Here is a 20,117-nt window from a genome sequence, read left to right as displayed (position 1 = left end):
CCACCGCCGCGCGCGACCGTGGATAACTTGCTGCCGCAGCGCCATTCTTGGCGTCCATCAAACGGGGCCGCTCCAAGCACCTCACTCTTTCGTGCCAGCGCGTCGCCTGATCAACCGGAACAACTCCGCTTGATACATGGCGTCGTCAAGTGCTTTATGGTTACCCCGGCTTGTGGGGTGAACCTCAGCTGCGATGCGACTGGACCGAGTATCGGCCCATCGACACCCCGTCGCACCCATGTAGTACGCCTTAATGTCCAGTGCGGAAAAGCCAAACGGATTGGCGCCAACAAAGCGATGGAAGTAGTAGTTGACGAACGACCAGTCGAATGGCGCGTTGAATCCAACGAAGACGAGCAAGTCATCTGCACTGACAAGGCCACCAAGCCACTCTCGAAGGCGCTTCATCGCATCTTCCGGCGTGAGTCCCATGCGGTCGAGTTCATCCAACGACAAGCCGGTGACCTCCAAGGCTTTGGGGTCCGCATTTCGATTGAGGGGCTTGATTTCGCAGGCGAAGGTCCGGCTTTCGTCGTCCACGTCACAAGCGCCAATTGATAGCAAACTGTATTCGCCCGGAATTGGCCCTGATGTCTCCACGTCAACTGAGACGAACACTTCGCGCTTGTAGCTCATGAGATTAGGGGTTCCGTAGGAACGAGTGCCGGCCTGTTGCGGATAGCAGCCCAATGCTCACGAAAGGCGCGGCGGCGTTCATCCGCCGAGCCACTCGTTTTCCAGTGAAGACCGGCAATGGTGTAGATGTCGAATGGGTGCTCGCTACCGTCCTTGATCATGACCATCGTGGGCAAGCCCCTGCCGAGAGCGTAGCCAAGCTCAAGAAAACAATTCGGGCGCATCCCCGTAATGTCGGCCAAGACTACGCTACTGCGATGGAGCTTGACGAAGATTTCCTGGTCGATTCGCGCATGCTCGTAAGTTTGGCGGCCATCTACGACGACCAGCTTATATCCGAGTTCCCCTTCGACCACGGGTTGTACCACCGTATCAAAGAAATTTTGTACGTCCGGATAGTCTGAATGGCTTGCATTGAGAAGTCGAACGACGAACGCCTTCGGCTTCTCCAGCGCCTCCAACAGTTCGACGATTCCGACGACACGATCAGCTACTGAAACTCGACGTGCGAAGTTGATTCGATTAATCCACGCGTGGGTGCTTTGGTCCGTTGTATGGAACAGGCGCTGCGCTTGAGTACTGGTCAGCCCAAGATTGAAGAGCCGACGTGCCCCCGTATCCGGAGCAGTAATGGGCAGGTTCAGCGGAACCACCGGCTTGCCGGCATCGTGGTAAAGGTTGGCGAGGAACATGACGCCTTCGGAGCCGCCGAGCGCTACGAGAATGTCCCCGTATCGCGCTTGAGCTTCCATCCGCTTACTGTTCATGTTCCAGTGCGAGACGTTCTCGATCTGAACCAAGTCCGAGGTCCGCAATTCATCCCACAGCGCCTCAACCTCCGCTGGGATCTGATCTTCGGTCTTGTGGTGCTGTACCGCCACGACGAGGGGGGTTTCCGCTCCGGCGGGTCGACGCACAAGATTCTCGCGAAGTGTCTGCCAGATTAACCAGTCGAAGCAAATGGGTAGATTGTCAGCAGCTCGCAACTTTTCAGCATCGACCGGCAGCACGAATGTAGCCCCGCGCTTGATCAGCTCGACGACCAATCCCTTCACCAGTTCACGGGCCCCTGCAACTTCCGCAGCCGGCGCCACCGAGAGTTCAGTGGAAATGCTGCCGGCGATGTGAATCCGGCGACCGAACAGCGCAGACTTCGGCATCAACGATCCTCCACAACAGGCGAGGGCTTCATCGAGCCAGCAACTGTCACGAGATGGTCGACCCGAAGTGGTGAATCTGGGAATGCCAGCGCGAGCGCGGCGGGGTACAAGCGTGTACGGATATCGGAATAGGTCCAGCCGGGCAGGCCGTTACGAGCATCCGTTGCGGTGACCAAGCTTGCAAGCTGCGGCTCTGTCGGATGGAGTGCGGCCAGGTCTGTCGTAAAGAGCTGCCGACGCTCTTCCATGGAAGGGCGCTTGAACTCCTCGATCATTGCTGCCCGCCTCTGAAGGGCCGGGTCGAGCACGGTAACGCGATTGGTGCATAGCACCACAACAACGCGGCCACCAAAGCGGCGGAGGTCATCAATGCCCTGGATAAGCGTGTTAACAGCCACCTTGTCTTCATGGTGGCTGTGATCCTGGGAACGTGCGGCAGCGAGGGAGTCACCCTCGTCAATAATCAGGATCGCGCGCCGGCCTTTGCCGGCGGCCTGGATAACCTTCTGGAACGCGTCGGCGATTAGCGTTCCCATCTCGCCGACCTTGCCCGATCCGCGAACTCGATTGCTCAATTTAAACAGAACCGAGTCCTCGGCTTTGGCTTCCGTTACCAGCCTGTTCGCAATGCACTCGGCCGTGGCCGTCTTTCCTGTGCCAACATCACCATGGAAAATGATGAACGGATATTGCTCGGCGACAAGGTCACATAGTGCAAGCTTGCCGCCGTGGTGCTTCTGGTTCCAGGTCTTGAGCTCGCCGATGTTGAGCAGAAGCCGCAGTTGGTCCCGTACACGACCATACCGCACATCAAATCCGAGAAGCGTCTTCTCCTTGCGCGTCAGTTGTTCGTCGGGGAGGGCCGTTTCGCTGTCGAATATCTTGGGTTGATTCACTGTCCAAAGTCCTTTCGCTGCAGGCCCCAACCGTTACTTGCATAGTCGCGGCCCACGCCGTTGGTAAGCCCGGAGTGGCTCGTGTCGGCCCTCGTGGGGGTCCATCCGATCTTCAGCTTCGGCTTCATCACTTCCCTTGCCACCGCATCGTAGGCGTCGGTGTGGAAGACTATGACGCGCAGGTCTGGGCTAGGCACGCGCGGCCACATCACGCCACCCGGTCTACTCGACGTGAGATCGCTGCCCACAGTGTTGACGGTGTATTGGGTGGCGCGAACTTCATTGATGCCGCTGAGCAGCGTCAAGTCCACCTTCTTCAGGTAGCCATTCTTCGCGAGCGTCTCCATGTCGTGGGCGTACTCGCGCGCTTTGGCCTCCGTGATCGCACCGGTGCTTTGGGCGATCATTACGATGTCGGCGGTAAATCGCCGCATTACCTTCTCGATGTCCGTGTCCGTGTATGTATAGGTGTCGGATGCCGTGTAAGTCATTCGTCATCCTCCACTTTGAACCGGGGGCCGAACACCTCCTTCCAGGCGTCAATGTCATCCTCGGCCGACGCGAAGTGCGCTGTCTCCCACGCTTCGGTCGCCGCGGTCACGATTTCCTTGCGCTCCGCTTCAGTAATGCGAGCCGCAACGTTGTTGCGGCAGCAGACGGGATCGATGATGACTACTGGATCCGAGAAAGAACCGATCGGCGTCGTGTTCTCGGGGAACGAGATGACCTCCTTCAATCCCGACTGCGCGACGTAGTGGAGGAATCGGCGGAAGCGCTGCTCGATTGACCCGCCAGACCCTTGCGTGTCCAGAACGTAGGCCATGATTAGTTCGATCATGAACGACTTAAGCGGCTTCAGTTCCGCTTGGTTTCGCCAGCGCTTTGCGAGCCGGACGAGCGTCCGGAAGTCCTTGTCGGCGGCCTTCCGGTCGCGCACAAACTGAATTTGACACGGCGCGCAGGTCTGCACTTTCGACCCATTCTGGATATCGAACTGCCAGCCGTAGTTGGGCCGCGCGGCGTCCTCGATCACGGGAACGATGTCGACGCTCAGGCCCGAGCCGACAAACGCGACCGTTGCCGCTTTTCGCTGAATCTGGAAGTGCTCAACATCCTTGTTCGGGTAAATCTTGATGAGCAGGTCGTAGATCGTGTCGGTCAGACTCGCGAGGGTTTCCTGCTCGACGTTGCGCCCGGAGACGTAGAAGACAACATCCACGTCAACCGGGTCCACCGAGGTCTTGCGCAGGATCGTGAATTTGGCGAACGAGCCGGCCTTGATCACCTTGGTGATCTTGATTTCAGTCTTGTCGCGAACGCTCGTGCTCAGTTCAACAACTAGCCTGTCAACCTGAGCGTGGTATTCCTTGCGCTTGTCGGCCGGCAAGCGAAGGATGTTGCTGTCGTAGTAACTAAGCTGGGTATCGGTTAGCGGCATGGCTCTCACTCGAGTGGCGACGACTGCGCTGGCTCGGCGGCGGGAAAGTTGACATCGACGAGCCATGTTGAGATCAACATAAGGCTGACTATAGCATCAAAAAGAGGCGTATCGAAACTTTTTATTAGCCGGTATGATGCTCGTGGTCCGACGGATCTATCCGCGGCAAAGACAGCCAAGCTGAAGACATGGCCACAGAACCAGAAGACCTCACCCAACCCCAGCGCGACCGCCTCGCGTTTATAGAGCTGCGCGTCCGTTTCCTAGGGGAGGTTCGGCGCCAGGACTTGTTTACTCGCTTCAGCATCCAGGCAGCTGCCGCGACGCGTGATCTGGCTACTTACAAAGAGTTAGTGCCAGGCAACATCGACTACGACAGCAAGAGCAAGGTGTATGTCCGCACCGAGTGGTTCCGGCCACTGTTCGACTTCAGCACCGCGCGGGTCCTAACCTGGTTGACCCAGGGGTACGGCGACAACGAGCCTGTACGCCATCGGCCGCTGATTGCGACCGAAGCCGCGACAGAGATCAGTCAGCCCGACCTGGAAACGCTGTCCGTCATCACGCGGGCGGTCCACCGGAAGATGGCGGTGCAGATCACCTATCGAGCCCTTACCAGTGGGCTGACAACGCGTGAGATCGTGCCCTTCGCATTGGCCGACAGCGGCAGCCGCTGGCACGTGCGTGCTTACGACCGTCGATCCCAGGAGTTCCGTGACTTCGTTCTGGCCCGCATCACCGATGCCCATTTCGTCGATGGTCCGATCGCGGATGCGGAACGGCCGGATCAAGACATCCAATGGAACCGAATTGTCGAGCTGGAACTCGTGCCGCACCCGGCCAACATGCGCAACCCCGACACGATCGAGACCGAATACGGCATGTCCGATGGCAAGCTGGTGACCCGAGTTCGCGCAGCCCTCGTGGGCTACATGCTCCGGCGATGGAATGTCGACTGCACACCCGACCACAGCCTCAAGGGCGGTGAAAACCATCTCTGGCTGAAGAACCGGCAGGCCCTGTACGGCGTGGCGAACTTGGTGCTTGCGCCCGGCTACAAGCCCGAAGACGAAGGAGCCTGACCCGTGCTGAAGCTCGAATCCATCAAGAGGAACGCGGCAATCGGCGGCATCGAGCCTGGCCAGGTCGTCCGCATCGTCACCACCGAGCCCGTGGGCCCTGATGCGGTCACCGTCTACTACAAGACATCCGACGGGCGCCTGCAGGAACGCATGCTGTTCCGTGCGGACGAGGCCAACCTGTCGTTAGCGGAGGTTGGCCGCCCTTGGGCCTTCGACGCGCCCGGCGAAGACTTCAAGCTGGCCGTGGAGGCTTACCGCATCAACCTCGCGCACTTGTTCGATCCGATGATGGCCGTGCACACCTCCAACGTCGAACCGCTGCCGCACCAGATCACCGCCGTCTACGAGTCCATGTTGCCGCGCCAGCCGTTGCGTTACGTGCTGGCCGACGACCCCGGCGCCGGCAAGACCATCATGGCCGGCCTGCTAATCCGCGAGCTGTTGATGCGCGCAGACGCCAAACGCGTGCTCATCGTCGCCCCCGGCAGCCTGGTCGAGCAGTGGCAGGACGAAATGTTCGAGAAGTTCGGCCTGACCTTCACTCTGTTCTCGCGCGAGCAGGTCGAGCAGTCACGCAGCGGCAACCCCTTCGACGACATCGACCTGATGGTGGCGCGTGTCGATCAACTCTCTCGCAACGAAGACCTGCAGGAGAAGCTGAAGCTGTCGCATTGGGACCTGATCGTCGTTGACGAAGCCCACAAGCTCTCGGCCAACTACTTCGGCAACAAGATCAACAAGACCAAGCGCTTTCTGCTTGGCGAGCTGCTGGGCTCGATCACGCGGCACTTCTTGCTGATGACGGCTACGCCGCACAACGGCAAGGAAGAGGACTTCCAGCTCTTCATGTCGCTGCTCGACTCGGACCGCTTCTATGGAAAGTTCCGGGGTGACGGAAAAACGGGCGCCCACAAGGTCGATGTCACTGACCTGATGCGCCGCATGGTCAAGGAAGACCTCCTCAAGTTCGACGGCACGCCGCTGTTCCCCGAGCGCCGCGCTACCACTGCCAACTACAAACTGTCTGACCTGGAAGCCGAGCTCTATGCTGCCGTCACGAGCTACGTGAAGGATGAAATGAACCGCGCCGACCAGCTTCAGGACGGCGCGCGCAAAGGCACGGTCGGCTTCGCGCTGACCGCACTGCAGCGGCGTCTGGCCTCAAGCCCGGAGGCGATCTACCAGTCGCTCAAGCGGCGCCGAAACAAGCTCAAGCGCCGAGTTGAAGAGGAGAAGCTGCGAAGCCGAGGCCAGTCGCTCGCCGAGACCATCAGCTTCAACGGCACCCCCGAGGACATCTGGGAATCGGCCGACGCACTGTCGCCCGATGACTACGAGAACTTCGAGGAAGCGGTCGTTGACCAAGCCACTGCAGCGCAGACCATCCAGGAACTTGAAGCCGAAATCATCATCCTCGAATCGCTGGAGGAGCAGGCGCGGCAAGTCGTTCACTCGGGCCAGGACCGCAAGTGGGACGAGCTGTCCAAGCTGCTGCAGAACACGCCCGAGATGCATGACGCCGAAGGGCGTCAGCGCAAACTCATCATCTTCACCGAGCACCGCGATACGCTCAACTACCTGGCGGTGAAGATTCGCGGCCTGATCGGCAGCGAAGAGTCGGTTGTCATGATCCACGGCGGCGTCAAACGCGAAGACCGCCGCAAGGTCCAGGAGCTGTTCCGTAACGACCCGGCCGCCCGCGTGCTGCTGGCCACCGACGCAGCCGGCGAAGGCGTGAACCTGCAGAACGCCAACCTGATGGTCAACTACGACCTGCCGTGGAACCCCAACCGGCTTGAACAGCGCTTCGGCCGCATCCACCGCATCGGCCAGACCGAGGTTTGCCACCTCTGGAACATGGTCGCGTCGGAGACCCGCGAAGGCGACGTGTTTCACCGCCTCTTCGAAAAGCTCGAAGTCGAGCGCAAGGCGCTCGGTGGCCGGGTGTTCGACATCCTGGGTGAGGTCTTCGAAGACCGCAGCCTGAAGGACCTGCTGATCGACGCCATTCGCTACGGCGACGATCCCGAGATTCGGGCCCGGCTTCATCGCAAGGTGGAGGGGGCGCTCGACACCCAGCATCTGGAAACCATCATCAAGCGCAACGCCTTGTGCGAAGAGGTGATGGATGAGAAGCGACTATTCGCAGTGAAGGAAGAAATGGAGAAGGCAGAGGCCCGCAAGCTGCAGCCCTACTTCATCCGGTCATTCTTCAACCAGGCCTTCCAGCAGCTCGGTGGCGAGCTGCGCCCACGCGAACAGGGACGGTACGAGATCACCCACGTGCCGGCCCATGTGCGCGAGCGGGACCGCCAGATCGCCGGCCGCGACCGCCGAAATCCGGATCCTGTTCTCCGCCGCTACGAACGCGTCTGCTTCGAAAAGCAGTTCGTGCGACTCGCAGGTCGCGTTGGCGCACCCATGGCAAGCCTCGTGCACCCTGCACATCCGCTCATGCAGTCGGTGACCGATCTCGTGCTGGAACAGCACCGCAACAAGCTCAAGCAGGGCACGGTGCTCGTAGACCCTAGCGACCTGGGTCTGAGCCCCAAGGTGATGTTCATCATCGACCATTCGGTCAAGGAAGGGCCAGACCTCGCGCATGTAGCATCGCGGCGTATGCAGTTCGTCGAGATCGATCTGCAGGGCTCGGCCTCCAACGCCGGCTGGGCTCCCCACTTGGACCTGCATGCCATCAGCGCATCGGATCTGGCCTTGGTTCAGGATGTGCTTGCCGCGCCATGGATCACCCAAGACCTGGAGCAGCTTGCCCTCTCTCATGCATCGGCTCACCTCGTGCCCGAGCACTTCAACGAAGTGCGCGAACGGCGAGAGGCCCACGTCGACAAGACGATGGCGGCCGTGCACGAGCGCCTGGTTCGGGAGATCAACTATTGGTCGGACCGTTACATCAAGCTGCAGGACGATCTATCGGCGGGCAAGGATGTTCGGCTGACGCTCGACAACGTCCGCCGTTCGATCGATGACCTCACGGCTCGTCGCGAGTCCCGTGAGAAGGAACTCAAAGCTCTGCGGCACATCGTGTCGGCTACACCGGTCGTCGCCGGGGGCGCGGTGGTCATCCCCGTGGGTCTGCTGATGCAGCGAAAGGCCGAGCCTGGCTGGTCGGCGGATGCCGACGCGCGCACGCGCGTCGAGCAGGTTGCCATGAACGCGGTCATGGCGGCCGAGCGCGCCATGGGGCATGAAGTCATCGACGTGTCCGCGCAGAAATGCGGCTGGGATGTCACCAGCATCCCCGGGCATGTAGACGGCCGCATTCCGCCGTCGCGGCACATCGAGGTCAAGGGCCGCGCCAAAGGCCAGACCACGATCACCGTCACGCGTAACGAAGTGCTGTACGGCTTGAACCAGCAGGAGAAATTTATGCTCGCCGTGGTGCTAGTGGATGGCGACGCTCATGAAGGTCCGTTCTACGTGAAGAAGCCCTTCACCCAGGAGCCGGATTGGGCGGTCACGAGCATTAACCTCGACCTGGATCAGTTGCTGGCTCGTGCGGAGTTTGCCGAAGGAGTACAGCAATGCTGATTCAAGTGAAGCTCATCCGCGTGGATAGGTTCAGCGGTAAGACCTGCGAGGGCGTGGGGGAGCTATCCATCCGCAAGGACGAGAAGGGGGTTTACGTGTACATGACCAAGGGAGGCGAGACCGGCTTTGAGAGCTTCAGCCTCACGCCCCGCCAGAAGGTCACACTGCACGACTGGTGCGCTTGCATGGGACGGCGCGGTGAGTACGACACCGTGACCGTACCCAAGGACGAAATGGAGCGGGCCTACCGCGCAGCAGGAATCATTGAATGATCAAGTCGCCGAAGAAGCTCATCGAGGTTGCGCTCCCGCTCGACAAAATAAACACTGAGGCGGCACTTCGTAAGAGAAAGGCCCCAGGCGGTTACCCCACAACGCTACACAAGTGGTGGGCCCAGCGGCCTGTGGCTGTTGCTCGCGCAGTTGTATTTGCTCAAATGGTCAACGATCCTGGATACCAACAGGGCGGAGGCTTTCGTTACGGCGTTAACAAGGAAAAGGCGGCAATCGAGCGCGAGCGCCTTTTCAAGATCATCGAAGACCTCGTGCTTTGGGAAAACACCAACAACGAGACCGTACTCCAAGCTGCGAGCGCCGAGATTTGGCGAAGCTGGCGCGAGACGTGCGAACTCAACAAGGGGCATCCAGAAGCCGCCGAACTCTTCAACCCTGAACGACTTCCCGCCTTCTACGACCCCTTCGCGGGTAGCGGCGCGTTGCCTTTGGAAGCGCAACGCCTCGGGTTGGAAAGCTATGCGTCTGACTTGAATCCAGTTGCTGTGACGATCAACAAGGCAATGGTACAAATCCCGCCCAAGTTCGTCGGTCGCCTGCCAGTTGGGTCGGTGCTAGATGGCCAGCGACAGGGAAAATTGCACGAGGACTGGTCCGGCGCAAGAGGCCTTGCGGAGAGCGTGAGGCGCTACGGGGCTTGGATGCGCGCCGAGGCTAAATCGCGTATCGGCCATCTGTACCCCCCAATAGAAGTCACGGCGGCGATGGCCGAGGACCGTCCGGACCTCAAACCCTATGTCGGCGACAAACTCACTGTGATCGCCTGGCTATGGGCGCGTACGGTGAAAAGCCCCAACCCCGCATTCAGTCATGCTGATGTGCCGCTTGTGTCGACCTTTGTGCTGTCAAGCAAGGCCGGTAAGCAGGTTTATGTGCAGCCCATCGTCGATGGTGATAGCTACCGGTTTACGGTCAAGGTCGGTGAGCCCCCAGAAGGCGCGGGAAATGGTACCAAGGCCAACGGGCGCAGCTCCAATTTCATATGTTTGCTATCTGGCGCGTCTGGAACGCCAATTTCTGGTGACTACATTAAGGCCGAGGGCCAAGCCGGTCGTATGAGCGCGCGCCTAATGGCCATCGTGGCTGAAGGCAGTCGTGGTCGCGTATACCTGCCACCGACGTCTGATCACGAAGCAATTGCGCGAAGCGCAGTTCCGGCGTGGCGCCCTGTCGGGGAGGTTCCTGCTCGCCTTACGGGGGGCACGTGCGTGCCGTACGGCTTGACGCAATGGGGTGATCTATTCACCCCACGCCAACTTGTCGCGCTGACTTGCTTCGCCGACCTAGTAGTTCGTTCCAGAAATATGCTTACAAATCACGCGACCTCCAAGTCGAATTTCTTCCATCGGAAGACGACGGGGGTCGCGTTCATTTCGTCGATGCCCATCGCGATGCGTGCCTTGAGTTCGTCGACGGAGGCGACGCGGATGTGGCGGAGGAAGGTGCGCGCCATTTTCGAGAAGGCGCATTCGATCAGGTTGAGCCAGGAACCATGCTTGGGGGTGTGAACGTATTCGAAGCGTCCAGGCCGCGAGGCGAGGTATGCCATTGTCTCGCGAGAGATGTGGGAGGAATGGTTGTCGAGGACGATGCGAATGATGGCCGCCGGCGGATAGTAAGCATCGATCGATTTGAGCAGGGCGATGAATTCCCGGCTGCGGTGCCGGTCTTCGATCTGGGCAAACACATGGCCGGAGTGCAAATCGATGCCGGCCAGGATCGACACGGTTCCATGGCGGACGTACTCATAATCCCGGCCAACCGCTGGCGCCTTGCCCGGGACCGGCGGCAAATCCGGGGCCGTCAGGCCGATTGCTTGCACCCCCGGCTTTTCATCGACGCTGACGGTGTAAATGGGATTCGGCCGCCCATCATGAACGGCGCCTTCGGTGTAGAGCGAAACGTCCCGGTAGACCATCAGGACCTCATGCATCTTTCGGTCGAAATGGGGATCCCGTTTCTCAAGGTAGTAGCTGATCTTGTGCGGCTTGAGTTGGTGCTCGTTGAGAATGCGCCAGACCGTGCTCTTGCCGGCAGCGGCAAGACGCGGAAAACCCGCCTCTTCGGCATGCGCGGCGACATAGCTCGCCAGCGCCGAGATGCTCCACAGTTCCGCAGCCAAACCGACTTCCTTCGGTTTAGCACACGCTACGCTCACCACCCAGGCCTTCGCCTCCTCGGTGATCTCGGGCGCAAACGGGCGGTGATAGGCGTCCTTCAGACCGACTTGAACGCCTGCCGCCAGAGCCTTGTCGATGCACTTGTAAATCATCGGCCGACTTACGCCCAACTGTCGCTGAATCTCGCTGATCGACGCGCCCTGCGCATAGCGGAGCAACACCCCGGCCCGCTCAGCCTCTCGCACCGGCGCCGTCCGCGACCCCGCCAGTTCAGACAACATCGCCCGCTGCTCCTCCGACAGCACCAACGCCGCTCGTCCGCTTTTCCGCCCCACGATCGCCTCCTGTCCGATAGCCGCAGGAAGCATGGCGCTTGCCGGTCATTTTGTAAATATATTATCGGAACGATATACTAGTAACCGAGGCGGTTGCGCACGTGCTGGCTGATGCCAAGAAAGCTGGCTGGTCCGACGATAGTCACAGCCTCGATGCAGGCGGCTCTGGAGCAATGGCGTATGCCCAGGCGGTCGGTGTCTACCTCGCTTGCGCGGTCAGTCGGCTTGCCGACTATGGTTGCTCGCTCGCAACTTGGCGACCGAAAGACAATGCCATGCGCTCCGGAATGCCAAAGCAGGCAGTCCAGATGTCTTGGGACTATGCCGAGGGTTCGCCGCTCGCGAAGTCCAGCTCGGGCTTTGGGGGATGCATCAGCGTCGTCGCAAACGTTCTGGAGACTGCCCTCAATTGCGTGTCACCAGGCGTAGCGACGCAAAGCAGCGCCGCGTCCTCAGACGCTCTTGACGGCGGCCCGTCATCGGTGGTCGTAAGTACAGATCCTCCGTATTTCGCCAATATCGGTTACGCGGACCTCTCGGACTTCTTTTATGTCTGGTTGCGGAGGTCACTGCGCTCCGTGTTTCCTGACCTTTTCGCAACGCTGGCCGTACCCAAAGAAGAGGAATTGGTGGCGAGCCCCTATCGGCATGGCGGCAAAGAGGCGGCGGAGGCGTTTTTCCTAGACGGTATGGGGAGTGCGATTGCTAACCTTGTTAAGCGATCCCATCCTGCATATCCAGTAACGATCTACTATGCATACAAGCAGGCCGAAACTGACGATGAGTCCGGTACCCACAGCACCGGCTGGGAAACTTTCCTCCAGGCTGTTCTTCAAGCCGGTTTTGCGATCACTGGCACATGGCCGATGCGCACTGAGGGCGACAATCGGCAGGTTGGAGTTGGGAACAACGCACTTGCGTCCAGCATAGTGCTTGTTTGTCGGCAGCGTGCTGCTGACGCTCCCGCGATAAGTCGGCGCCAATTCATCCGAGAGTTGAACGCTGTCCTGCCTGCGGCGCTCCTTGATATGACCAGCGATGGTGTCAACAGTCCCGTGGCCCCGGTCGACCTGAGCCAGGCCATCATCGGACCCGGCATGGCCATCTTCAGCCAGTACGCGGCGGTGCTCGAAGCCGACGGCACGCCGATGAGCGTGCGCACCGCGTTGCAACTCATCAACCGCTTCCTGAGCGAGGACGATTTCGACCACGACACCCAGTTCTGCTTGCACTGGTTCGAGGGGCAAGGCTGGGCCGTGGGCAAGTTCGGCGATGCCGATGTGCTGGCTCGCGCCAAGGGCACCAGCGTCGGTAGCCTGCAAGATTCCGGCGTCGTAGAGAGTGGTGCTGGCAAGCTGCGCCTGCTGCGTTGGGCTGAACTCCCCAAGGACTGGTCGCCCGAGACCGACACCCGCACGCCGATCTGGGAAGCCCTGCACCACCTGATCCGTGCCCTCAACCAGGACGGCGAATCGGCCGCTGGCGCGCTGCTCGCGCGCATGCCAGCACGGGCTGAACCGATGCGCGCGCTGGCCTATCGCCTGTACACACTTTGCGAACGCAAAGGCTGGGCCGAAGAAGCACGCGCCTACAACGAACTGGTCGGCGCATGGTCGAGCATCGAACAAGCGGCTGCTGACGCGGGCATCGTTGGCTCACAGGCGCGTCTGGACATTTGAGACCGCCATGACTGCCACTACACCACAACCCTCCGCCACAGAGCTATGGGAAATCATCAATAGAGAGATCACGGGCATTCAGCTCCTTTGGGAAGCCGTGGATGGCCTGTATTTCCAGCCGCAGGGCAAAGGCTTGGCGACGCTGGGACAGGACGCACCCTTGTTCTTCAGATTGATGCAAACGGCTTTTATAGAATCATTGCTGATGCGGGTATCTCGATTGATGGACCCGGCAAACAGCGGCAGGCGTGAAGGCGAGAGGCCAAACCTGAGCTTGAAACGGTTGGTGGAGAAGGATTCAAGGATCTGTCTCGACGAGAAGGCCATTCGGGCGATTTGGGATGGCTCCGGCTTGAAAACCGTCCGTGACAAGTATCTGAGCCACAATGACTTGAACCGAGCGTTGAAAGAAGCACACACGCTGAACATTCCGCTTGAAACTGCGGACATTGAGGCGATGCAGGCGCTTGCGAGTGGTTTGCGCGAGCTGAGGCGGAGCGTCAATCACAAGCTGACTGGGACTGCCTACCTAGATGAAAGGCTAGACGTTCAGGTTCAACACGAGCTACGTGTTCTAAGCAAGTCGCTGCTGGGTGGAGAGCAGTTTTTCACGTTGCTGCCAGACCATGAATTCCTGCAACGCGCGTGGCAGGAGGCGGGACATGAGTAATGTGGCGCACACCCCGTCGCTCCTCTCCGACCTGCGCGGGCTGATCGAACAGGCCCGGCAGCACCTTGCCCAGACAGCCAACAGCACCTTGACGCTGTTGCATTGGAAGCTGGGGGAGCGAATCCAGCGGGAGATACTGCAAGGGCAACGCGCTCAGTATGGCGAGGAGATTTTGCCGACACTGTCGGCAAAATTGGTCCCCGAATATGGCAAGGGTTTCAGCGCTCGCAATCTCGCCCGGATGGTGCAGTTCGCCGAGGCCTTTCCGGACGAGCAGATCGTCGCGACGCTGTCGCGAGAACTGGGCTGGAGCCACTTCGTCGAGATTTTGCCGCTCAAACAACCGTTGGAGCGTGAGTTCTATGCCGAAATGTGCCGGGTCGAGCGCTGGAGTGTGCGTACTCTCCGCGAGCGCATCGCTAGCCAGCTCTACCTGCGCACTGCGCTAACCAAACAGCCCGAAGCGGTCGTACGCAAGGAACTGAGCCACCTGCGCGTGGGGGGGCAGATGACGCCGAACATGGTGTTCCGCGACCCCTACATGCTCGATTTCCTGGGCCTGCCCGACGGCTACAGCGAGCGCGACCTGGAGACCGCGATCCTGCGTGACATGGAGCGCTTCCTGCTGGAACTTGGCGCGGGCTTCACCTTCGTCGCGCGGCAAAAGCGCATCAGCGTGGGCCGCGACGATTTCTATCTCGACCTGCTGTTCTATCACCGGCACCTGCGCAGACTGGTCGCCGTGGAGCTGAAGCTCGAGCCCTTCGCGCCCGCCCACAAAGGTCAGATGGAACTGTACCTGCGCTGGCTGGACAAGCATGACCGCGTCGAGGGCGAAGCCTCGCCACTGGGGTTGATTCTGTGCGCAGGTGCAGACAGCGAACAGGTAGAGCTAATGGACCTGGAATCGGCTGGCATTCGGGTCGCCGAATACCTCGCGCAGATACCGGACATGAAGCTGCTGCAACGCCAATTGCATCGCGCGGTGGAGCATGCGCGAGAGCGCGCGGCGCAAGGGCTGTTGACGCATCAACAAGACATGGGTGGGGAAGAACAATGAGCTTGAAGCCGTGGCGCGAGATCGCCGTTCCGCACGAGGATGTGCTGAAAGGAACATTTCAGCAGGCCGAATTCGCAGCCGACTTGTCGCGCGTGCATGACGGTACGGCGACCGCCGAATACCAGGACCCGAGCCTGTTCTTCCAGCGCACATTCATTACCGAGGGCATGCGATTGCTGCTCGATTCAGTGGTCAAGCGCCTTTCGGGTAAGGGCGGCGACCCGGTCATTCAATTGCAGACTGCGTTTGGCGGCGGCAAGACCCACACCATGCTGGCCATCTACCACTTGGCGAATGGCAAGGCATTGCCGAGCGACTTGCCTGGCGTTCCGGCGATCCTGGACGCTGCGGGGGTGACGGAGCTACCCCGCGCGCGCGTCGCCGTATTGGACGGCATCAAGTCATCCCCCAACCAGCCAGTCACGCGGGGCAAGCAGTCCGTACGCACGCTGTGGGGCGATCTTGCCTGGCAGCTTGGCGGCGATGAGGGCTACTCGATGGTGGCAGACGCTGATGCGTCCGGCACGTCACCCGGCAAGACCGTTCTGCAAGAGCTGCTGAGCCGCTGCGCGCCCTGTGTGATCCTGATCGACGAGCTGGTTGCGTACGTCCGCCAGTTTGAGGAGGGCAAGGCGCTGACGGGCGGTACCTATGACTCGAACCTGACGTTCGTCCAGGCGCTGACCGAGGCGTTGAAAGCCGTGCCTACGGCAGTCCTGCTCGCATCGTTGCCCGAGTCCGACAGGGAAGCCGGCAGTCAACGCGGCATCAAGGCGCTCGCCTCGCTGTCGCACTACTTCGGCCGTGTTCAGGCGCTCTGGAAGCCCGTTGGCACCGAGGAGGCGTTCGAGATCGTGCGCCGGAGGCTGTTCACTACGATCGGCGACAAGCTGGCGACCGAGTCGGTATGCCGCGCGTTCGCGGACTTCTACGTCGCGAACAAGGACGATCTGCCGCACGAGACGCAGGAAAGCCGCTACTTCGACCGGCTGCTTCACGCGTATCCCATTCACCCTGAAATGTTCGATCGGCTGTACGACGATTGGTCGACGCTGGACAACTTCCAGCGCACGCGCGGTGTACTGAAGCTGATGGCCAAGGTCATCCACCGCCTCTGGAAGGACGGCAACAACGACCCCTTGATCATGCCGGGCAGCTTGCCGATCTACGACGCTGACACCCGCAACGAAGCAATCCAGTACCTGCCGCAGGGATGGGACCCGGTGCTGGAGCGGGACGTGGACGGCGAGCGGTCAGAGCCCGTCGAGATCGAGAACCGTGAGTCGAAGTTCGGTAGCGTGCAGGCGTGCCGGCGCGCGACACGGGCGATCTTTCTGGGTAGTGCCCCGAGCACGTCGAACCAGCTTGTGCGCGGCCTGGAACTTGAACGGGTTGTGCTTGGTGTGGTTCAGCCCGGCCAGCAGATCGGGTTGTACAAGGACGCACTCCGCCGGCTCGGTGACCGGCTGCACTATCTGAACAGCGCCAACAACCGCTTTTGGTTCGACACCCGGCCGAACCTGCGGCGCGAGATGGAAGAGCGCAAACGCCGCTTCCAGGATAAGGAAGATGTCTTCCCGGCTGTTCGCGAACGTGTGCAGAGGAGCCTGGCAACCGGAGTGTTTGGTGGCATCCACGTTTTCACGGCGAGCGGCGACGTGCCAGACGACTGGCAGCTTCGCTTGGTGGTACTACCGCCTGATGCGGCATTCAGCCGCAGCGGACAAAACCTGGCCACCGAACGGGCCAAGGAAATTCTGAAGGCCCGCGGTGAGCAGCCGAGGCAGAAACAGAACCGGCTCATCTTCCTGGCGGCCGATTATGACAACGTCAGTAGACTCAAAGATCAAGTCCGCTCGATGCTGGCCTGGCAGTCGATCGTCAGCGACATCAGGGAGATGAAGCTGAACCTGGACCAGTTCCAGGCCAAGCAAGCCAGCAAAAGCCTGGAGGACGCAGGCGAGGCACTCAGGCGCATGGTGCGCGAGACATACAAATGGCTGCTTGCGCCGATGCAGGAGGCCCGCCCCGGAAAGGCAATGTCAGAAGTGCAGTGGGAACACTTCCCGCTCAATCCCGGCGCACTGAACCCATCCCAAGAGATCGAGCGCGTCCTGAAGGAAAACGAGCTGCTGATTACCGAGTGGGCTCCCATCCATCTTGTAGGGGTGTTGAAGACTTGGTTTTGGAAAGATGAGATTCGCGAGGTAAGCGCGGTGGACGTTTGGCAGAAGAGCTGCCAGTACCTTTATCTACCCCGCCTCAGGGATGACGTAACGTTCCAGACCACAGTTGGTGCCGGCGCCGACAGCCGCGACTTCTTCGGCATCGCGCAGGGCAAGGATGAAGGCCGCTATGTAGGCTTCAGCTTCGGCAAGAAAACGTCGATCTTCATGGACTCGTCGCTCCTGCTGATCGAGCCGGTGACGGCGGCGATGTTTGCGGAGGCCCAGCGAGCGGCAGAAGAGGCGCGTAAGGGCGCAACGCCAACTACAGGCACCGGCACCACGACCCCGCCGCGCGTCGAGGACTCGGCGAAGCCAACCTATCCAGCGGTCCCTGGCGCCACCTCGCAGCAGCCACCGAAGCGCCAGTTCTATGGCAGCATCGAGCTGGATCCTTTCCAGGCAAAGAAGCAGTTCGCCGACTTGGTTGATGAGGTCGTGCTGCAGTTCACCGCCCGACCGGGTGTGAAGGTGAAGATCGCGATCGAGATTCAGGCCGAAACCGAGACCGGTTTCGATGACAACGTGCAGCGGGCGGTGAAGGAGAACTGCAAAGTTCTCAAGTTCAGGAGTGCTGAGTTCGAACAGGGCGAATAAGCGCTACCCACTTGCACAACCACGAAATGGAAGCCGCGCTGCGCTAGTTTCGACACTATATGTCTGTTTTCTGCAATCCTGACCATTTCGAAACGGTCGGCGAGAGTTCGGGATCAGTAGAAGCGGTCAATGACGAAAGACCGCTTCATGTTGGTCATGACTGTCGCCTTCGGCCGACAAGCTCGATCCTTCGCACGACGCTTCGCCGAAATACGCATCCGAAAACGCCGTCGGAGATAACGTTCTGCCGAACAGGTAACCCTGTACGACGTCGCAGCCCATCTTGCGGACCAGATCGTACTGGATCGCGGTCTCGACACCTTCGACGATGACCTCGAGGTCCAGGTTGTGGGCGAGGGCGATGATGCCGCGCACGATCGCGGGCTCCGGGCCCGTATCGGTGAGCTCGGTGATGAAGCTGCGGTCGACCTTGAGGATGTCAACGGGCATTCGCTTCAGGTAGCTGAGGGACGAGTAGCCGGTGCCGAAATCGTCGATCGCGAGGTGCACCCCAAGGCGCTTGAGCTGGAAGAGGTTATCGATCGCGTTGCCGCGACGGTCCAGCCACATGCTTTCGGTTATCTCGACGACGAGATCGTCGGATCTCAGCCCGCTGCGGCGGAGCGCGTTTTCGACTGCGTCGGCGATGCCGTGGTCCTGCAGCTGCTCAGTGGAGAAATTGACTGCAATCCGCAAGTTGTTCCCGGCTTCGCGCCAGACCTTGAGCTGCGCGCAAGCCGTGTCGAGCACCCACGCGCCTATCGGTCCGATGAGACCGATTTCCTCTGCGAGGGGGATGAATTGGTCCGGGCCGATCAGTCCGCGTAACGGGTGCTGCCACCGCACCAGCGCTTCCGCGGCGACCATCCGTCCGGTCGTCACCTCTCGCTCGGGCTGGTAATGGAGCACAAACTCGCCGTGCTCGACCGCACGGCGCAGATCGCTTTCGAGCTGCAGGTGCTCACTGGCGTTCGTCTCCATTGCGTCTTCATAGAACATGATGCCGTGGTTGGTGCGCTTGCCGCGATACATTGCGGTCTCGGCATGGCGGAGCAGGGTGCCCACGTCGGCGCCGTTGCGCGGGTAGAAGGCGACTCCGATGCTTGCCGTGACGAAGAGGTCGTGGCCGTCTATCAGATAGGGCTTCGCAAGCTCGGTCGCGATGGCCTGCGCGACCGACGCGGCGGCGGCGACCGAGGGCAGATCTTCGAGCACCACGGCGAATTCGTCCCCGCCGAGGCGCGCGACGTAAGCCCCGGCGCTACGGGCGAGCCGTCGGCTGGCACTTTTCAGTAGACGATCGCCGATTTCGTGTCCGAGCGTGTCGTTGACGAACTTGAAGCGGTCGAGGTCGAGGAAGAGCAGCGCGAGCATCCGCGTGTCGGATCGTGCGGGGTCGAGTCGCGCCTGCAACCACTCTTGAAAGGCGGTGCGGTTCGGCAGGCCCGTGAGGCTGTCCGTGTAGGTGAGGTGGCGCACGTCGCGTTCGGCGCGGCAGAGATCGAGGGTGTGGCGCACGCGGTGCACCAGGACGTTCGGGTGCAGGGGTTCCGAAATGCAGTCGCTCGCCCCGACCGCAAAGGCGTACTCGATCTGCCGCTCGTCGGGAGCGGTAATCATCAGCACCGGCAGGTCCGTGCATTGCGGCAGTGCCTTGAGCCGCACGCAGGTCGCGAAGCCGTCGGCGCCGGGGCTCGCCGCATCGAGTAGCAGGAGGTCGGGGACGGTGTGCGTGAGGCGCGCGATCGCCAACCCTGCGTTGTCGACCACGTCGACGACGAAGCCATTGCGTTCAAGCGCGTCGCGCAGCCCCGGGCGTGTGCTGCGGTCGTCGCGGACGACGAGCACATGTGGTCTCCTCGAATCCTCGGGGAGTCTGTCCGCCTCGGTACATTGGTGCTCCTCGAGCCGCCCGGCCGTCGATGCGCTCGGATGGTAGTGGCTTTCGAGAGAAAGGTTGGATGTCGTATGCATGGCGTCTCTCCATCGTGTTTTCTCGTTGGTTGATGGCCTATTGGCCTTGCCCTTCAGAAATTTCTTGGCGCCGAAGGGCCGAGCCGCAACGCAGCCTTGAGCTACGCGCGAGCACTGGCAACGAGGAGGACGCACGCTACGGGCCGCGGGTAACCCGGTTGATGCGTCGAAGCGGTGAGGCGCCGACGGGGCGAGCAACGTTTTTCGGGGTTCTGAAGCGCGAATTCGGCGGCGCAACGTCCACGCCATACGCATGGATGTGCGACGCGGAAGAGCGGAGTGCGGGGAGCAACGAGGTTGAGCGGCGCGGTGCGTGGCTCAACCATGAGCAAAAACGACCGCGCGGGGGCGGCTATGCAACGCTTGAGGCCGTCGCTGCGCGCACAACACGGAAACCGTGCCG

General features: G+C 60.8%; 14 protein-coding genes and 1 pseudogene. 8 read left to right on the top strand and 7 right to left on the bottom strand.

Annotated features, from left to right (window positions below; translation table 11 throughout):
- Positions 1 to 81: 81 nt before the first annotated feature.
- Genes pbN1_RS00285 through pbN1_RS00265 form a run of 5 tightly spaced genes read right to left on the bottom strand, consistent with a single transcriptional unit; the run spans position 82 to position 4,130 of the window.
- On the bottom strand, positions 82 to 636 hold the full coding sequence (locus pbN1_RS00285) for a 3'-5' exonuclease (protein WP_169202384.1): 555 nt from the start codon (positions 634 to 636) through the stop codon (positions 82 to 84).
- The gene (locus pbN1_RS00280; protein WP_169202385.1) at positions 633 to 1,796 is read right to left on the bottom strand and encodes a hypothetical protein; all 1,164 of its coding nucleotides are present in this window, start codon (positions 1,794 to 1,796) and stop codon (positions 633 to 635) included. Before pbN1_RS00280 ends, pbN1_RS00285 begins: the two co-directional genes overlap by 4 nt.
- Positions 1,796 to 2,692 (bottom strand): AAA family ATPase, encoded by an 897-nt coding sequence (locus tag pbN1_RS00275; RefSeq protein ID WP_169202386.1) that lies wholly within the window; start codon positions 2,690 to 2,692, stop codon positions 1,796 to 1,798. The genes pbN1_RS00280 and pbN1_RS00275 overlap by 1 nt, the downstream gene beginning before the upstream one ends.
- A complete protein-coding gene (locus pbN1_RS00270) occupies positions 2,689 to 3,183 on the bottom strand; it encodes an HORMA-1 domain-containing protein (RefSeq protein ID WP_169202387.1) in 495 nt (164 codons plus the stop codon). The genes pbN1_RS00275 and pbN1_RS00270 overlap by 4 nt, the downstream gene beginning before the upstream one ends.
- A complete protein-coding gene (locus pbN1_RS00265) occupies positions 3,180 to 4,130 on the bottom strand; it encodes a CBASS oligonucleotide cyclase (protein WP_169202388.1) in 951 nt (316 codons plus the stop codon). The genes pbN1_RS00270 and pbN1_RS00265 overlap by 4 nt, the downstream gene beginning before the upstream one ends.
- A gap of 188 nt (positions 4,131 to 4,318) precedes the next feature.
- Between pbN1_RS00265 and pbN1_RS00260 the strand changes: the two genes are divergently transcribed.
- The 4 genes and pseudogenes from pbN1_RS00260 to pbN1_RS20620 all read left to right on the top strand — a co-directional run.
- Positions 4,319 to 5,212, top strand: a complete 894-nt coding sequence (locus tag pbN1_RS00260; RefSeq protein ID WP_169202389.1) for a WYL domain-containing protein — start codon at positions 4,319 to 4,321, stop codon at positions 5,210 to 5,212.
- A 3-nt stretch (positions 5,213 to 5,215) separates the two neighbouring features.
- On the top strand, positions 5,216 to 8,761 hold the full coding sequence (locus pbN1_RS00255) for a helicase-related protein (RefSeq protein WP_169202390.1): 3,546 nt from the start codon (positions 5,216 to 5,218) through the stop codon (positions 8,759 to 8,761).
- Positions 8,755 to 9,033 (top strand): hypothetical protein, encoded by a 279-nt coding sequence (locus tag pbN1_RS00250; protein ID WP_169202391.1) that lies wholly within the window; start codon positions 8,755 to 8,757, stop codon positions 9,031 to 9,033. Before pbN1_RS00255 ends, pbN1_RS00250 begins: the two co-directional genes overlap by 7 nt.
- Positions 9,030 to 9,281 (top strand): annotated as a pseudogene (locus tag pbN1_RS20620) (DUF1156 domain-containing protein); the annotation flags it as partial. The gene pbN1_RS00250 and the pseudogene pbN1_RS20620, both read left to right, overlap by 4 nt.
- A gap of 1,088 nt (positions 9,282 to 10,369) precedes the next feature.
- On the opposite strand, the gene pbN1_RS00240 reads toward pbN1_RS20620, so the two are convergent.
- Positions 10,370 to 11,509: an IS630 family transposase gene (locus pbN1_RS00240; RefSeq protein WP_169202411.1), complete on the bottom strand. Its 1,140-nt coding sequence runs from the start codon at positions 11,507 to 11,509 to the stop codon at positions 10,370 to 10,372.
- 101 nt (positions 11,510 to 11,610) lie between these two features.
- Here pbN1_RS00240 and pbN1_RS00235 point away from each other — a divergent pair, with 101 nt between their 5' ends.
- The 4 genes from pbN1_RS00235 to pbN1_RS00220 are packed head-to-tail and all read left to right on the top strand — an operon-like array spanning position 11,611 to position 17,740.
- Positions 11,611 to 13,188, top strand: coding sequence for a DUF1156 domain-containing protein (locus tag pbN1_RS00235; protein ID WP_210147609.1), 1,578 nt, complete (start codon positions 11,611 to 11,613; stop codon positions 13,186 to 13,188).
- Positions 13,189 to 13,195: 7 nt separating this feature from the next.
- Positions 13,196 to 13,858: an AbiU2 domain-containing protein gene (locus tag pbN1_RS00230; protein WP_169202392.1), complete on the top strand. Its 663-nt coding sequence runs from the start codon at positions 13,196 to 13,198 to the stop codon at positions 13,856 to 13,858.
- Complete coding sequence (locus tag pbN1_RS00225; protein WP_244857074.1) at positions 13,851 to 14,918, top strand: PDDEXK nuclease domain-containing protein; 1,068 nt, start codon at positions 13,851 to 13,853, stop codon at positions 14,916 to 14,918. Before pbN1_RS00230 ends, pbN1_RS00225 begins: the two co-directional genes overlap by 8 nt.
- The gene (locus pbN1_RS00220) at positions 14,915 to 17,740 is read left to right on the top strand and encodes an ATP-binding protein (protein ID WP_169202394.1); all 2,826 of its coding nucleotides are present in this window, start codon (positions 14,915 to 14,917) and stop codon (positions 17,738 to 17,740) included. The genes pbN1_RS00225 and pbN1_RS00220 overlap by 4 nt, the downstream gene beginning before the upstream one ends.
- 126 nt (positions 17,741 to 17,866) lie before the next feature.
- Here the strand turns inward: pbN1_RS00220 and pbN1_RS00215 are convergent, their stop codons facing one another.
- Positions 17,867 to 19,912 (bottom strand): putative bifunctional diguanylate cyclase/phosphodiesterase, encoded by a 2,046-nt coding sequence (locus pbN1_RS00215; RefSeq protein ID WP_169202395.1) that lies wholly within the window; start codon positions 19,910 to 19,912, stop codon positions 17,867 to 17,869.
- Between the last annotated feature and the right edge of the window lie 205 nt (positions 19,913 to 20,117).

Origin of the sequence: Aromatoleum bremense, from assembly GCF_017894365.1 — a bacterium.
Lineage (GTDB): Bacteria > Pseudomonadota > Gammaproteobacteria > Burkholderiales > Rhodocyclaceae > Aromatoleum > Aromatoleum bremense.
Note: the sequence above shows the minus strand (reverse complement) of the source record. Positions and strands in the feature narration are given on the sequence as shown.